The 15,817-nt window shown below is 57.2% G+C and carries 15 protein-coding genes; 6 read left to right on the forward strand and 9 right to left on the reverse strand.

Annotation, left to right across the window (positions count from 1 at the left end):
• Positions 1 to 106: 106 nt before the first annotated feature.
• Entirely contained in the window at positions 107 to 799 is a 693-nt protein-coding gene (locus tag ON16_RS03965; protein ID WP_040659558.1) for an alpha/beta hydrolase, read from the forward strand.
• Positions 800 to 878: 79 nt separating this feature from the next.
• Here ON16_RS03965 and bioA read toward each other — a convergent pair whose 3' ends face one another.
• The 5 genes from bioA to ON16_RS03990 form a co-directional block, all read right to left on the reverse strand.
• Positions 879 to 2,081, reverse strand: coding sequence for an adenosylmethionine--8-amino-7-oxononanoate transaminase (gene bioA, locus ON16_RS03970; protein ID WP_040659560.1), 1,203 nt, complete (start codon positions 2,079 to 2,081; stop codon positions 879 to 881).
• 13 nt (positions 2,082 to 2,094) lie between these two features.
• The gene (bioD, locus tag ON16_RS03975; RefSeq protein WP_051131511.1) at positions 2,095 to 2,778 is read right to left on the reverse strand and encodes a dethiobiotin synthase; all 684 of its coding nucleotides are present in this window, start codon (positions 2,776 to 2,778) and stop codon (positions 2,095 to 2,097) included.
• On the reverse strand, positions 2,771 to 3,742 hold the full coding sequence (bioB, locus tag ON16_RS03980) for a biotin synthase BioB (protein WP_040659564.1): 972 nt from the start codon (positions 3,740 to 3,742) through the stop codon (positions 2,771 to 2,773). The genes bioD and bioB overlap by 8 nt, the downstream gene beginning before the upstream one ends.
• Entirely contained in the window at positions 3,739 to 4,293 is a 555-nt protein-coding gene (locus tag ON16_RS03985; RefSeq protein WP_040659566.1) for a biotin transporter BioY, read from the reverse strand. Before ON16_RS03985 ends, bioB begins: the two co-directional genes overlap by 4 nt.
• A 741-nt stretch (positions 4,294 to 5,034) precedes the next feature.
• Positions 5,035 to 5,658, reverse strand: coding sequence for a GNAT family N-acetyltransferase (locus tag ON16_RS03990; protein ID WP_040659568.1), 624 nt, complete (start codon positions 5,656 to 5,658; stop codon positions 5,035 to 5,037).
• Between the two features lie 453 nt (positions 5,659 to 6,111).
• On the opposite strand from ON16_RS03990, the gene ON16_RS03995 reads away from it, so the two are divergent.
• Positions 6,112 to 6,345 (forward strand): hypothetical protein, encoded by a 234-nt coding sequence (locus tag ON16_RS03995; protein ID WP_040659570.1) that lies wholly within the window; start codon positions 6,112 to 6,114, stop codon positions 6,343 to 6,345.
• Positions 6,346 to 6,562: 217 nt separating this feature from the next.
• On the opposite strand, the gene proC is transcribed toward ON16_RS03995, so the two are convergent.
• From proC to proB, 3 genes are all read right to left on the reverse strand, one after another.
• Positions 6,563 to 7,375 (reverse strand): pyrroline-5-carboxylate reductase, encoded by an 813-nt coding sequence (gene proC / locus ON16_RS04000; protein WP_040659573.1) that lies wholly within the window; start codon positions 7,373 to 7,375, stop codon positions 6,563 to 6,565.
• Positions 7,376 to 7,465: 90 nt separating this feature from the next.
• On the reverse strand, positions 7,466 to 8,716 hold the full coding sequence (locus tag ON16_RS04005) for a glutamate-5-semialdehyde dehydrogenase (RefSeq protein WP_040659575.1): 1,251 nt from the start codon (positions 8,714 to 8,716) through the stop codon (positions 7,466 to 7,468).
• A 13-nt stretch (positions 8,717 to 8,729) separates the two neighbouring features.
• On the reverse strand, positions 8,730 to 9,527 hold the full coding sequence (gene proB, locus ON16_RS04010; protein ID WP_040659578.1) for a glutamate 5-kinase: 798 nt from the start codon (positions 9,525 to 9,527) through the stop codon (positions 8,730 to 8,732).
• Between the two features lie 219 nt (positions 9,528 to 9,746).
• Here proB and ON16_RS04015 point away from each other — a divergent pair, with 219 nt between their 5' ends.
• Positions 9,747 to 10,499, forward strand: coding sequence for a ClpP family protease (locus tag ON16_RS04015; protein ID WP_040659580.1), 753 nt, complete (start codon positions 9,747 to 9,749; stop codon positions 10,497 to 10,499).
• 82 nt (positions 10,500 to 10,581) lie between these two features.
• Here ON16_RS04015 and ON16_RS04020 read toward each other — a convergent pair whose 3' ends face one another.
• Positions 10,582 to 11,166 (reverse strand): helix-turn-helix domain-containing protein, encoded by a 585-nt coding sequence (locus ON16_RS04020; RefSeq protein WP_040659581.1) that lies wholly within the window; start codon positions 11,164 to 11,166, stop codon positions 10,582 to 10,584.
• 207 nt (positions 11,167 to 11,373) lie between these two features.
• On the opposite strand from ON16_RS04020, the gene ON16_RS04025 reads away from it, so the two are divergent.
• The 3 genes from ON16_RS04025 to smc all read left to right on the forward strand — a co-directional run bounded on the left by ON16_RS04025 (position 11,374) and on the right by smc (position 15,812).
• Entirely contained in the window at positions 11,374 to 11,895 is a 522-nt protein-coding gene (locus tag ON16_RS04025; protein WP_040659583.1) for a hypothetical protein, read from the forward strand.
• Entirely contained in the window at positions 11,892 to 12,092 is a 201-nt protein-coding gene (locus ON16_RS04030) for a helix-turn-helix transcriptional regulator (protein ID WP_040659585.1), read from the forward strand. The genes ON16_RS04025 and ON16_RS04030 overlap by 4 nt, the downstream gene beginning before the upstream one ends.
• A gap of 144 nt (positions 12,093 to 12,236) precedes the next feature.
• Complete coding sequence (gene smc, locus ON16_RS04035; protein WP_369384295.1) at positions 12,237 to 15,812, forward strand: chromosome segregation protein SMC; 3,576 nt, start codon at positions 12,237 to 12,239, stop codon at positions 15,810 to 15,812.
• Positions 15,813 to 15,817 lie beyond the last annotated feature (5 nt).

Genomic DNA, 15,817 nt, shown 5'->3' on the forward strand with positions numbered 1-15,817 from the left:
TTCGGACGGCTTTGCAGGATGCGAATCCGCCTGATCGGGACAGTATGCGGCTGTTGATTTTAAAAGATGTTGCTGCAACTATGCAGCAGATAGAAGGAAATAAGCTATGAAGCAGAGAAATCTTCAAATCAATCAAATCCCTTCCGTTTTATACGGTGAGGATTCAGAACGCGTTTGGCTGTTCATCCATGGGAAATGCGGCTGCAAGGAAGAGGGCGCGGCGTTTGCGGAAGTGGCCTGCCCCAAAGGATGGCAGGTGTTGGCCATTGATCTGCCTGAACACGGTGAGCGGAAGGGCGAAACCGGATTTGACCCATGGCACGTTGTGCCGGAGCTGCGGGGAGTCATGGAGAATCTGCGCCAACGCGGGGAGTGTGTCCGTCTGCGGGCCAACAGCATCGGCGCATGGTTTTCTATGCTGGCTTTTGCCGATATGCCGCCGGAAAAGGCGCTGTTCGTCTCCCCGGTGCTGGACATGGAAAAGCTGATCCGCAGTATGATGCTCTGGGCCGGTGTGGATGAAGAGCGGCTGGAACGGGAGGGCGAGATTCCAACCAACTTTGGCGAAACGCTTTCTTGGCGCTATCTTCAATACGCAAAAACGCACCCCATTCTACAATGGGGTGCGGAGACGGCAATCTTATATGCGGGTCAGGACAATTTGACAACCCGGAACACGGTGGATGCTTTTGTCCGCCGCTTTGACTGCGGGCTTGCCGTCATGGAAAACGGCGAGCATTGGTTCCATACACCGGAACAGCTTGCTGTGCTGAGAAGCTGGGAGGAAAGCCTCATCTGATCCAAGAAACAAAAAGGGCGGCGTTAAGCCGCCCTTTCCTTATATAAAACCATGTGAAGATGGGGTGCGCTGCGGAGTGTCAGCGCCGGAACCAATCCTTCATCACCTGCAATACCTGCACCAATTCGTCCTCTTCCATGACGTAGGGCACCATGGTATACAGATAGCGCAGGAACGGACGGAGAAAAACGCCCCGCTCATAGGCAAACTCTTTGAAGCCCTCCAGCGTTTTTTCGTCCAGTACCTCGATGCAGGAGCAACCGCCCATGATGCGCACCTCTTTGATGCGGGGATCGGTGAAGCCGATCAATTCCCGGCGGGTGACGGACTCAATCTTTTTGATTTTTTCCAGATAGTTTTGATCTTCAAAAAGGGCGATGGATTTCAGCGCGACGCTGCATGCCAGCGCATTGCCCATAAACGTCGGCCCGTGCATCAGCGCGTGGGCGGGGTCGTCGCTGTAAAAGCCCTGATATACCTTTTCGTTAGCGACGGTCACCGCGTGCCCGATGTATCCGCCGGTCAAAGCCTTGCCCAGCACCAGAATGTCCGGCAGCACCAAATCGGCCACAAAACGATTCCCGGTTCGCCCAAAGCCGGTGGCGACCTCGTCAAAAATCAGTAAAACGCCGTATTGATCGCACAGCTGCCGCGCTCGCTTCAGGAAGGAGACGTCGTACATCCGCATCCCGCCCGCACCTTGCAGCAGCGGCTCCACGATCATGCAGTTGAGTTGATCGTGGTACGCGGCAAACGCCTGCTCCAACACGTCGATTTCCGTGGGGATGTGAACGACATACTTGCTTTTTCCGTATGCGTTGAGAACAAAATGATAATCCTCGTCGTCGCCCACCTCCATGGTTTTAAAGGTGTCGCCGTGATAGGCGTGTTCCAGAGCCAGAACCATCGTGCGCTGAGTGTCGCCCTGATTCATAAAGTATTGCAGCGCCATTTTCAAGGCAACCTCCACCGCAACGCTGCCGGAGTCGGAGAAGAAGCAGTGATTCAGATCGCCCGGAAGCCATTCCTGCAGCTTTGCGCTCAGGCGCTCGGCAGGCTCGTGGGTCAGGCCGCCCAGCATCACATGGGCGAAGCTGTCCAACTGTGTGCGGATCGCGTTGTCCAGCACCGGATTGTGATATCCGTGGATGGTACTCCACCAAGAGGATACGGCGTCGATCAGCCGGGAGCCGTCCTCGGGATAAAGATATACGCCCTCGGCGCGCCGAATTTTGATAGGCGGCTGCATGGTTTTCATTTGTTGATAAGGATACCAGATCATGCTGTTTCCCCTTTCATTCAAACAGGGAAGTCAAGGCGTCGGCGGAGATGTGCAGGTTCGTATCGCCGTCTTCGATGCAGGCGGTCACCTTGACTCCGGTCATGTATTCGCACATTTTGAGATTGTCCTCTTCCATCACGTCTCCCGGATGGAAATGGTTGAAGAAAATGCCTTTGATGGGAATGTGCTTTTTCCGCATATAAAACGCGGTGAGCGCAACGTCGTTGATGGTTCCTAATCCTGCATCTGCAACAATCAGACAGGGGAGCGCCAGTTCGCGGACAACGTCCTCAAGCTGCAATTTTTCCCCGTCAAAGCAGAGGGGACACAGGATTCCGCCGCTGCCCTCCACGACCACATAGTCGTGCGCCGCGGATACCGCCTCAAAGGCGGATTTTACCACGTCCATCCGAACTGGATGACCCTCCAGCCGCGAGGCCAGATGGGGCGAGACTGCCGTTTCGTAGACGTAGGGGCACATGGATTCCGTTGCCTGCGGGATTCCGGACACACCTTTCACATAGGCCGCGTCGCCGGGAATCAAACGCCCGTCTTCGCCGCGGGCATTGCCGCTCATGGCGGCTTTAAAATAGGCGGCGTTTTTACCGCTGTCGTGCAGCGCTTTTACGATTAGACCGGAGACAAAGGTCTTGCCTACGTCCGTTCCCGTGCCGGTGATAAAAAGATGTTTACTCATTCCAAAGCCTCGCCTGATACCCCAGCCGGTCAAGCAGCTGCAAGTCCGTTTCCACGGTGATTCCCGCAGTGGTGAGCATGTCGCCGGAGATGGCGGCATTGGCGCCGGAGCGGAAACAACCCTCGCCCTTGTCCACGATCAGACCCCGTCCGCCTGCAAGACGGATGGAGGTGTTGGGCAGAATGAAGCGGTAAATGGCCACGATGCGCCGCTTTTCCTCGTCGGAAAGCGGAGCGTTATCCGCAAAGGGCGTTCCGGGAATGGGGTTCAAAAAGTTGATGGGGATGGATTTGACGCCCAATTCCCGCAGTGTCAGCGCCATGTCGATTCGATCCTCCATGCTTTCGCCAAGACCCATGATTCCGCCGCTGCAAATGGAGAGGCCCGCGCGGCGTGCGGCTTGCAGCGTCTCAATTTTTTCGTCATAGGTATGGGTGGTGCAGACGGTGGGGAAGTAGCTTCGGGAGGACTCCAGATTGCAGTGGACGCGGCTGGCACCGGCGGCTTTGACCTTTCGAAACGCCGCTTCATCCAGCAATCCAAAGGAGACGCAGACCTCAATATCTGTGGACGTTTTGATGGCACGAATGCTTTCGCATACCTGCGATATGTCCGCGTCACCCAGCTTTCGACCGGAGGTGACGATGGAATAGCGCAGAACGCCTTGCTCCGCATGGTGCTTGGCCTGGCGCACGATCTCGTCCGTACCCAGCAGGGAATACTCCTCCACATGGGTCTGGTAGTGGGCGGACTGGGCGCAATATTTGCAGTCCTCGGAACACCGCCCGCTCTTTCCGTTGACAATGGTGCAAAGATCAAATCCGTTTCCGCAAAAATGCGCCCGGATTTCGTCCGCCGCCGAGCAAAGCTCGTCAAGCGGAGCCTGACAGAGCGTGAGAATGCTCTCCCGGTTCAGCAATTCTCTCGACAGAACGCGGTTTTTCAGTTCGGATGTAACATTCATGATACTGCGCTTCCTTTCTTCAAAACGGGAAGCAGGCGTGTTCCAAGAATCGCGGCGACCCCGCAGAGGACGAGATCTCCGGGAACCGCCAGCAAGAAGCAATACAGAAACAGCGTCCAAAAGCCGATTCCCGTGCCGATGTAAAATTGATAGATCAGCCAGTAGTAGACCATGCCGAAGGCATACACGATCAAAAGACCCATAAAGTTCGCGATGGCCAGACGCTTTACGGTGGGACAGGAGCCCCGGCTCGCAAGGGTGCCGGTCACATAGGTACCCACGGCAAAGCCGATCAGATAGCCGAAGGTGGGCTGCAGGACATAAGCGGGGCCACCGCCCCCGGCAAAAATGGGGAGTCCCATCAGGCCAAGCGCAATGTAGCACAGCACGCTCAGTCCGCCCAGCTTTGCTCCCAGAAGGATTCCGGCGAGGCTTGTAAAAAGGAATTGCAGGGTAAAGGGCACCACGGGGACGGGGATTCGAATGAAAGCACCGGCGGCGATCAACGCCGCAAACAGGCTCACCAGTACCAGATCTTTTGTCTTGCTCATTGTAAACACAACTCCATATTTTAAGTATACAATGAGACTAACACATCATGTTCGATATGTCAACCAATAAAAATAATGTGGTTTACAATTAGAGCCAAATATATGTGACGGCGGATCAAACTGAAAACATGACGGCCCGCCGCTTCATCTGAACGGGCAGGAAAGCGGCGGGCGCGTTCTGCAATTTTAGCGTGATTTCCAGCCGCTGTTTCGGCGGCGGTCTTCACACGGACGCTGCAGGTACAAAGACAATTCACATTTTGAGAAAATGGCGTGATTTTAATTGATGAAATTGCCGCGTTACGGTTCCTGCTTGTGCCGCGCTCGTTTGGCTGGGCGGTCGCATGCAACCGGAATGTGCTTCTCTGTTTGATGATGTGCCCGGCAGGCGGCGCAGTCCCCGTGTCTGGGACACTTCACCCACCTGCATGGGCAATTTGGATTCTTTCGCTTTGCATCGTTCAAGAAATCCCCTCCAATCAATCAGCGTGCGCGGCTTTGCCACGAGGAAAGCGGCACACTCAGAATCACTTTACCCACTTTCTCACGAATTCAGAACCCGCGTTTTCTGGCGCAGGTGCTGTGGTTGGCATAGTTCGGGCTTTTTGCAGACTTTTCTATGGGTATCTCAGGGAAGCCGGTTTCCGGCGAAGATGCAGGCCCGCAGTGCAGAGGGCCTGCATCAAAAGGAAAAAGGGGCGGTGAGCATTCTTTGCTCACCGCCCCTTACTGTATTCGGGATTATATCAGCTGCCCCGGCAGTTTTAACTTTACCTTTGGCGGAAAGTCCGCGTCAAATTTCTCTGCTTCCTTTTCGTCAATAAAGTATCCGTCCGGGTCCTTGTAAACGCCGGTGATTCCATCCAGAAAACCGTTGTCCAGCTCTTTAATCAAGAAATAGGGGACTTCGTTTTCCCGTGGCTCCGCATAGTAGTGGATGCCCTTTGTGCTGGCGACCACAAAGCCCGACTTTCCGTAGAATCCAATGTTGCCGGTGATGGCCAGCGCACCCGCGCCCAGTTCCTTGGCTTTTTCCATGGAGTACCGCAGAAGAATCGTCCCGCAGCCTGTGCGCTGATAGGCGGGCGCAATACTGATGGGGCCAAAGGTCATGATGGGAATCATGCTGCCGTCATCCGCCGTAATTGCGGAGCGGGCATACATGACATGTCCAATGATCTGCCCGTCCTTTTCCATGACAAGGTCCAGTTCGGGGACGAAATCGGCTCTTGCGCGGTAGCCGTGCAGGACATAGTGCTCCGTACAGCCCGGACGGTAGACATTCCAGAAAGCCTCCCGGGTCAGGTTTTCCACCTCGCGGTAGTCAGCTTTGGTTTCCAGACGAATCAAATAATCGTTTTTCATGCGTAAAATCCTCCTTAAATTGTTGGCTGTCAATTTAGGGGAGGCTTGACGAGATTGTTTTCAGCAAACCTCCCGGTCAGCCCACAATCTCCAAGGCGTTGTTCTTCTTCAAACAGCAATCTCCTTAAATAAATGAAATCGGCCCATGGCCGGATGGAGTACAAACGCGGCGTTAACCGCGCTGCGGCTTAATCATAGCACATCTGCGGAAAAATGCAAAGCGTTTTTTCATTGCAGCCGGTGCGAAGCAATGCTATAATAAACGCAGCCGCGCGGCTACCCACTGAGGCAGGCTGGCGCTTGAATAAAAATAATATAGCACAATGACGCGTTGCACCTGTGCTATAATTGGAGCGAAGTGACTATGATAGGTGCATCTCGCACGCGGACGCTGCAATTACAGCCATGCGCGGCGTTTGCGGTATCATAGAAAACGCTGAAAGGAGAATGGGAATGGCGGAGATCATTGACCTGAATCCGTATTTTGAGGATGAGCCGGATATCCAAGCCATGAACGCCAAACAGCTGCGCACCTGTCTGAAAGCGCTCAAAGAGCGCATTGCCGAGATGGATGAGCGAGAGCCGAAAAACATGGAGGGCGAGGAGTACGAGGACTGGGCCGAGGCTCATGAGGAGTTGGAGGACGCGGTAGACGAGATTTTGGAACGCATGGACGAGCTGAAATAAAATCGTTACGGGATCACGCATTGATTGTCCCAAATGAAGTGGGCGGAACCGTCTGTCCGGTTTCCGAGAATAAACGCCCAAGACCATAAAAGGCGCATCGCGGCAATCAAATGCCGCGATGCGCCTTTCAAATCAAATGTGGCCTTTTGCCTGCCGGACTGCAAGTGGAGTGGTCGGCGGCAATTGCCGCCTGATGAACTTTATCCGTTGCGCCGCCTTACTTTTTCAGCGCCGCCGTCTTTTCATAGGCCGCGATGACCGCGTCCATGACCGCCGCGCGGAACCCGTGTTCCTCCAGTGTGCGAACACCCTGAATGGTGGTGCCGCCGGGAGAACAGACCGCGTCCTTCAGCGCACCGGGGTGCTTACCGCTCTCCTGCTGGAGCCGGGCGGAGCCGACCACCATCTGCGCCGCCAGCTCCATAGCCGCAGCCCGGGGCAGGCCGCAGGCCACGCCGCCGTCTGCCAGCGCCTCAAGGAACAGATCCACATACGCCGGGCCGCAGCCGGAAACCGCACTGCCCGCGTCGATCAAATGCTCCGGCAAAGCAACGAAGCGCCCTGCCTCCGCCATGTCGGAGAGGAAAGTTTTCTCTTCCTCAGCCGTCACATCGGGGCCGCAGGCGTAAAGGGTCATGCCCTCGCCAATGGAGCAGGGCGTGTTGGGCATAATGCGGATGACGGGGTATGCGTCCCCGGCCATTTTCTGAATATCCGCAATGGTGAGTCCCGCCGCCATGGTCACCAGAACAAAGCGGGTTTCCCGCTCGGTCAAAATGGGGCCGATCTCCGCCAAGAGCTCCTGCATCATCTGGGGCTTTACACCCAGAAAGATAAAGTCCGCGCTCTGGGCCACCGCCTCATTGTCCGCCGTGCGGCAGCCCAGCTCCTCCGCCAGTGCCTTTGCCTTTTCCGGGGTGCGGTTTGCCAGAAACACCTCGTCCGGGGAGACGGAGCGGCAAACTGCCCGCGCAAGGGCCCCGCCCATATTGCCTGCGCCAATAAATCCATAAGTCGCCATAGTATCCATTCCTTTCCATGCGCAGCTGACAAAGTATGGGTGTATCGCGCATCCCAACCGTCTGCTGCCCGCAGTTCGTTTCTGCGAAACCGCTTTGCTTTATTCCCGAACTTGACCTTCGCCGTAAATCACGTATTTGCAGCTGGTCATTTCCTCAAGACCCATCGGTCCGCGGGCGTGCATTTTTTGAGTGGAGATGCCGATTTCGGCGCCAAGGCCGAATTCGCCGCCGTCGGTGAACCGGGTGGAGGCGTTGACGTATACCGCCGCCGCGTCCACCGCGTCCAAAAAGTGCTGGGCGGTGAAGTAGTTCTTTGTGATGATGCTTTCGGAGTGGCCGGTGCCGTGGGTGTTGATGAAGTCGATGGCTTCCGCCGCATCCTTTACGATGTGAACGGCCAGAATATAGTCATCATACTCCGCGTCCCAGTCCGCCTCTGCCGCCGCCACAGCGTCTCCGCCGATGAGGGAGAGGGCGGCTTCGTCGCACCGCAGCTCCACGTTTTTTTCCTTCAGCAGGGGCAGGGCTTTTTTGAAAAACTCCGCCGCCACATCCTGCGCCACCAGCACGCATTCCGCCGCGTTGCACACGGAGGGGCGGGAGCATTTTGCGTTATAGAGAATTTTCGCGCCCATGTCAAGGTCGGCCTCGCTGTCGATGTACACATGGCACACGCCCTCGCCGGTGCGAATCACCGGCACGCTGGCGTTTTTCGCAATGGAACGGATCAGATTTGCGCCGCCCCGGGGAATCAGCACATCCACATAGGCGGTCAGGTTCATGAGCTCGTCTGCGGTTTCGTGGCTGGTGTCCTGCACCAAGGAGACGCAGTCTGCGCTCAGACCCACGCTTTCCAGCGCACCCCGCATCAACTCCGCCACCGCGCGGTTGGAGCGGATCGCTTCTTTTCCGCCCCGCAGAATGCAGGCGTTGCCGGATTTCAGACACAGTGCCGCCGCGTCCACCGTGACATTGGGTCGGGCCTCGAAAATAATGGCGATTACGCCAAGCGGCACCCGCCGCCGCCCGATAATCAGCCCGTTGGGCCGGGTTTCCATTTTTGTGACCACACCGATAGGGTCGGGCAGCGCCGCCACCTGACGCACGCCGGCCACAATGTCCGCAATGCGCTCCGGCGTCAAAGTCAGCCGATCCAGCATAGCCGGACGTATCCCGGCCTCCTTCGCGGCGGCCACGTCCTCTGCGTTGGCGGCCAGCCACAAATCCTGCTTTTCGATCAATGCCCTGGCGATGGCCTCCAGAGCCGCGTTTTTCTTCGCGGTTCCCGCGATGGCCAGTGTCCGCCCGGCGGACTTTGCGGCTTGGCCCTGCCGCTCTAAAACTGTCATATTCCGCGCCTCCTTATTTCATGGACAAAAATCGGGTTCCGATGTCCTGCCCTTCCACGATGCCGTACAGGTCTTCCGTCCGCTGACCGTTGGTGATGACCATGTCGCACCCGGCGTCCATGGCGATCTTCGCAGCGGAGAGCTTGGTAGCCATGCCGCCGGTTCCCCGCCAAGTGCCTGCGCCGCCGGCCATTTCCAAAATTTCCGGCGTCAGGGCGTTCACCCGGTGAATGAGCTTTGCGTCCGGGTGCGTGTGGGGGTCCGCGTCGTACAGCCCGTCAATGTCCGAAATCAGAACCAGAAGGTTCGCCCGGCACAGCCGCGCCACGATGGCGGAGAGCGTGTCGTTGTCGCCCAGCACCTTATGCTGCCCGGTTTCGATCTCTGCCGAGGAGACGGAGTCGTTTTCATTCACCACGGGAATGACGCCCATGTCCAGCAAGGCTTCAAACGTGCTGGAAAGGTGTTCTGCACGAATGGGATCGTCCACGTCGTCCCCCGTCAGCAGAATCTGGGAGACGGTGCGGTTGTATTCAGAGAACAGCTTGTCGTAAATATGCATCATGCGGCACTGGCCCACCGCCGCCGCGGCTTGTTTCATCCGAAGCTCCTTTGGCCGCTCCGGCAGAGCCAGCCGCGCCGTGCCGATGGCGATGGCACCTGAGGACACCAGAATCACCTGGTGCCCCATTCCGCTCAGATCCGCCAGAATCCGCACCAGCTGTTCCATACGGTGCAAATTCAGCGCGCCGGAGTCATGGGTGAGAGTGGAGGTACCCACCTTCACCACGATACGCTGTGTATTCAAAATAAAAACTCCTTTCGGAAATCAAAGATGCCTTCCGTTATCTTTTGCCGCGCCGCACAGCATCCCTTTTTGCATAAAAAATGGACGCGCAGGCGATGGCAATTTGGAGATGTGAAAACCACAATTTTATAATTTTGAATATTATAGCACGTCTCCTGCAAAAAGGAAACCCGGCTAATTTCTCAATTTCTGCAAAAGATAAAAGAGAAAGTGAGGGATTCCATGACAGAAGAAACAAAAACCGAAAAAGCGGCGGAGAATGACGACGCCGATTCCAAAACGGACAAGGGCGGAACCGGCCCGGAAACCTGGCAGCAGCAGATTGTGGACAGTGGCTCCGTCACCACGAAGACGAAGCGGGGAAATCTCCACTGTCTCACCATTATCGGGCAGATCGAAGGGCACATGACTGCCAGCACCAATACAAAAACCACGAAATACGAGCACGTCATGCCCCTGCTGGCGGCGCTGGAAGAATCCGACGAGGTGGACGGTGTTCTGTTTCTTTTAAACACCGTGGGTGGAGACATCGAGGCGGGACTTGGCATCGCGGAGCTGATCTCCGGCATGAGCAAGCCCACCGCGTCGCTGGTGCTGGGCGGCAGCCATTCCATCGGCATCCCGCTGGCGGTATCTACAAAGCGGAGCTTTGCCGTGCCGTCCGCCGCTATGACGATTCATCCCGTCCGCATGAGCGGAACGGTGATCGCCGCGCCCCAGACCTATCACTATTTTGAGCGGCTGCAAGACCGCATTGTGGATTTTGTCACCCGCAACTGCGCCATCGACCGGGAGAAATTCCTCTCATTGATGCTGAAAACCGGAGAGATGGCGGCGGACGTTGGCAGCGTGGTATACGGCGAAGAGGCCGTCCGTCTGGGCTTGATCGATCAGGTGGGAACACTCAGCGACGCGCTGGAATGGCTGTATGGCCAGATTGAACAGTCCGGCCGGGGAAAACAGAAAAAGAAGTAGAAACCGACCAAACAGGAAGGGCGCGGCGGGAGTGTTGAATCTCCCGCCGCGCCCCTTTTTCTTTCAATTGTGCGGCGGGCTTTTACATCCGGCGGGTAAAATGCCCGTGGCGGTTGCAATAGGCGTAGAGCCGCCCCTGCCCCCGGACAAAGAAGCGGGCCTCGGCACTTTGCTCCGGGTAGAGGCGCACAATCTGCACGCGGTCGTCCGTGACAAAGGCAAGAAAACTGATATAATGGCTCTTGGTCATGGGGTGATCTACCGTCACGTACCACTCGTTTTCCACGCGCTCGGCATGAATTTCGTGGGCGTTGTCCGGTTCTTCCGCCTCCAGCGGCGGCAGGCTCACGCCGCAGCAGGAGTAAGCCCCCTCGCCCGCAGCCCAGATGACGTTGCCGCAGATGGGGCAGACGTAAAATTTGCTGCGCAGCAGGTTGCCGGAACGGTTGGCGTTGGTGAAGCATTCGCCGGAGAGCAGCTCCGCCACGGAAATGCCCAGCGCGGCGGAGAGCGGTTCCAGCAAAGAAACATCCGGCAGGCCCCGGCCTGTCTCCCACTTTGAGACGGTCTTGTCGCTGACACACAGCTGATCTGCCAGCTGCTTTTGCGTCAATTTTTTCTTTTCCCGCAGTTCCCGGATGGTACTGCCTGTTACATAGTGATTCATCGCCCGATCCTTTCCTTTTCACGGATGTCTTGTTTGTACCCTCAGCATACGCCGGGTTGGCGATTTGAGCAACCTACGCTCCGCAGAGTTATGAAGCAGGAGAGAAATAACTATCTCTAAATCACGACAATATGTAATATATACTTGACATATTGTCGGATGCAAGATATACTGTCCTCAGACTGAAACATCATGGAGGGAATAGAAATGGAATATAAACTGGGCATGGTATTCGGAGTGGCAGTCAGCCTTACAGTGGGCGTGCTTATCGTGGCGGTGCTGTTTAAAAAGCGCGTGCTGGATATGACCTTTGACGAGCGGCAGGAGCGGGCCAGAGGGCAGGCGTTTAAATTGGGCTTTTTCACGATGATGTTCTGCACGGCGGCTTACGGGATTTCGGATGCGGTGCTGGGCCGGTGGATTGACGTGATAACCGGGTGCATGCTGTGCGTCTGCATCAGCGTGACCGTGTTTGCCGTGGAGTGCATCCGCAAGGATGCGTATCTCAGTTTGAAGGAGCGGCCTTGGCAGGTCATGACGCTGTTTGCCATTTTGGCGGCGGTGAATCTGGGGATCGGGGCATTGAACCTGCACAGCGGTGAGGTGGTGGAAAACGGCGTGCTGACCTTCCGGGCCATCAATCCGATGGTGGGCGTGATGATGCTTCTGGTGCTGGCGATCTATGCGGTGAAGCATTTGCAGGATGGGAGCGAGATGGAGGAAGGATGAAAAATCTCCGTCTGAAATCCGCCCGGGCGGCGCTGGATCTGAGTCAGCAGCAGCTGGCGGAGGCGGTGGGCGTTTCCCGTCAGACTGTCAACGCCATTGAAAAGGGCGACTACAATCCCACCATCCGGCTGTGCTTGGCCATCTGCCGCGTTTTGGGCAAGACGTTGGATGAGTTGTTTTGGGAAGAAGAAACATAGCCCTGGAACCCCGGAGACGCTGTATGCGTTTCCGGGGTTTTTTGTACGCTTTGGCTGCGGTGCAGGAACGTTTTCAAATTTCACCTTGAAAATTCAGGACTTTTTTGATATAGTAAATTAGTTACAGTATAACTTTCGACTGAGGTGGCTTCATTGTACTTAAAAGCATTGGAAATCCAAGGCTTCAAATCCTTTCCGGACAAAACCGTTTTGAAATTCGGTGAGGATATCACAGCCATCGTTGGCCCCAACGGTTCCGGAAAATCAAATACTTCCGACGCGATCCGCTGGGTCATGGGCGAACAGAGCGCCAAGGGCCTGCGGGGCGCGAAGATGGAGGACGTGATCTTTGGCGGCACCGCAAAGCGGCCCCAGCAGGGCTTTGCACAGGTGACGCTGGTGCTGGACAACACAGAGCATATCTTCCCCGCCATGGAGGAGTCCGAGGTTGCGGTCACCCGGCGGTACTACCGCAGCGGCGAGAGCGAATACTACATTAACCGCCAGTCCGTCCGGCTCAAGGACGTGACGGAGCTGTTTTTAGACACCGGCATGGGCAAGGAGGGATACTCCATCATCGGTCAGGGTAAGATCGATGAGATCCTGTCCACCAAGAGCGGCGACCGCCGCGAGATTTTTGAGGAGGCCGCCGGAATTTCCAAATACCGCCACCGCAAGGAAGAGGCGGAGCGAAAGCTGGAGCGCACGGATGAGAATCTGGTGCGCATCAATGACAAGATTGCGGAGTTGGAGCTTCAGGTGGAGCCGCTGCGGGATCAGGCGGAAAAGGCGAAGAAGTATCTGGTCTTCCGGGACGAGCTTCGCCTTTTGGAGATCTCCACTTGGCTGGAAGATTTGGATGCGCTGAAGGCCGGAGCCAGAAAGCTGGAATTGGATTTCCGCACTGCCGAGGCCGCCCGGGACGAGGCCCGCGCCCAGTTGAACGCCCTCTATGCCGAAGGCGAGCAGTACGGCGAGAAAATGCGTCAGAAGGACGTGGAGGCGGAGCGCCTGCGGACGGAGGCGGCGGAGCAGGACACCGGCGCGGCGGAGCAGGAATCCGCCGTTGCGGTTTTAAAAACCACCGTTGCCCACAATCAGGAGAATATTGACCGAATCGAGCGGGAGCTTCAGGATCAGGAGAGCCGGGCAGACAACCTGAGCCGGCAGATTGAGGAGCAGACGGCCCGCATTGCTGAAATTGACCGGCAGACCGCCGAGGAACGCGACCAGCTGGACGCGCTTTTGGCGCAGGCGCAGGAGGCCGCGCAGGCCGCGGGCGGCAAGATGAGCGAGGCGGAGCGCCTGCGGGCGCAGGAGACGCTGGCGGTTGCCGCCGCCGCCGACGCACGGGCGGAAGCGTCCGCCGCCGCTGCGGAGAGCGCCCAGATTCTGGAGCGCCGGATTGCAGCGGAAGCAGAGATTGCAAACGTCAAAACCCAGCTGGCTCAGAGCGAGCAGGAGGCAAAATCCAACCGCCGCGCGCTGGAAGACGCCCGGGACGAGGCTGCCGCTGTGAGCAATATCATTGCCGGACATACGATGAAGATGGCGGAACGCCAGCGCAAGGCGGACGAGGCGGCGGCCAAGGCTAACCGCCTGACCATTGACGCGGGAGCGCTGGACAGCCGCGTGCGGATGCTGACGGAGATGGAGAAGGAGTACGAGGGCTTTTCCAAGGCCGTGCGCCAGGTGTGTCAGGCGCAGAACAGTCTCAGAGGGATTCGCGGCCCTGTGGCCGGACTGATGACCACGGAGCGGGAATACTCCGTCGCCATTGAGATCGCGCTGGGCGCGGGTTTGCAAAACATCGTGGTGGACCGGGAAGAGGACGCGAAAGCCGCCATCGCCTTTTTAAAGCAGCGGGACGCGGGCCGGGCCACCTTCCTGCCACTGACCGCCATCCGGGGAGACGAACTGCGGGAGAGCGGCGTGGAAAAGGAATACGGCTACGTGGGTCTTGCTTCCCGACTGGTGGAGTACGACGTGCAATATGCCAACATTTTTCGGAATCTACTGGGCCGCACCGTGATTGCAGAGGATTTGGACTGCGGCATTGCCATGGCGAGAAAATACTCCAACCGCTTTCGCATTGTCACGCTGGACGGGCAGGTCATCAACCGGGGCGGCTCCATGACCGGCGGCAGCGTCAGCCGCAGCACCGGCGTATTAAGCCGCGCGGCGGAGTTAAAGGAACTTCACGGCAGGGCGGAAACCATGCGCCGCCAACTTTCCAACGCGAAAGCGGAGGAAGAGGAGTTGGGCCGGGAGCTGGAAAAGGCCCGCTATGAGCTGGAGACGGCGCAGGGGCAGCAGCGGACGGCAGAGGACGAGGTTTTGCGTCTGGAAGGACGGAAAAACCACTTTGATATTTTGGTTCAAAGTCTGAAAGCAAACCTTGAAAATCTGGAGGGGGAGTACGAGACCCTCTCCGGCCGCCTGACGGACAACGCCAAGCGGGCCGCCATGGCTGCTGCGAACATCGCCGCAAAGGAGGCCGAGGCCGCCGCCCTGCGGGCAAAGGCGGATGAGCAGCTCACGGGGCAGACGGAGCTGATGACCCGCTCCGGCGAGCTGACGGAGGCTGTCAGCCAGCGAAAGTCCCATTTGGCAGCACTTGGGGCGGAGCGGGAGAGCACCGCCAAGCGGGCAGAGGATTTGCAAAGACTGAAAGCCGATCTCTCCGGAGATCGTTCCACCCGGGAGAATATGCTGGAAGATTGCCGTCAGGCCATCGCCGCGGCAGACGAAGAGATCGAACAGCGGCAGGAGACTATTGCGGCCCTTCATGCGCGCCAGCAGACGCTGCGGGATCGCCTGACCGCTTTGGATCAGGAGAAGATTGCGCTGGAGGCCGAACGCACGGCAAAGAGCCGCGCCGGACAGGAGATGAACGAGCATCTGCTGGATTTGGAACGCACCGCCAGCAAGCTGGAACAGAAAATCGCCACTTCCGCGCTGGAGGAAAAGCAGATTTTGGACCGCTTGTGGGAACACTATGAGTTGAGTCATTCCGACGCGCAGGCCCAGCGAATTGAATTGGAGAGCCGGTCCAAGGCCAACCGCCGCATCGGTGAGCTGAAGCGGGATATTGCCGCGCTGGGAACGCCCAATATCGGCGCCATCGAGGAATTTGACCGGGTAAATACCCGCTACACCTATCTCAGCGAACAGCGGGACGACGTGGAAAAAGCCAAGAGCGAGATCGAGGGCGTGATTGAAAATCTGACAAAAGAGATGACCGCCATCTTTGCCGAGCAGTTTAAGCTCCTCAGCGACAGCTTTCAGGCCACGTTTGTGGATTTGTTCGGCGGCGGACAGGCAACACTGGAATTGGAGGACGAGAGCGATATCCTGAACTGCGGCATCGAGATCAAGGCCCAGCCGCCGGGGAAAACGCTGAAAACCATCTCGCTGCTCTCCGGCGGAGAGAAGGCGTTTGTGGCCATCGCGCTGTATTTTTCCATTTTGAAGGTTCACCCCACGCCGTTTTGTGTCATGGACGAGATCGAAGCCGCGCTGGACGACGCCAACGTCACCCGCTACGCCCGGTACATGCGCACCCTTGCGGGGCGGACGCAGTTTATCGTCATCACCCACCGCCGGGGCACCATGGAGGAAGCCGACGTGCTCTATGGCGTCACGATGCAGGAGCAGGGCGTCAGCAAGATTTTGACGATCAACTTGAACGATATGGCAAAGGAATTGAAAATCAAGTGAGAAGC

Source organism: Oscillibacter ruminantium GH1 (assembly GCF_000307265.1).
GTDB classification, from domain to species: domain Bacteria; phylum Bacillota; class Clostridia; order Oscillospirales; family Oscillospiraceae; genus Oscillibacter; species Oscillibacter ruminantium.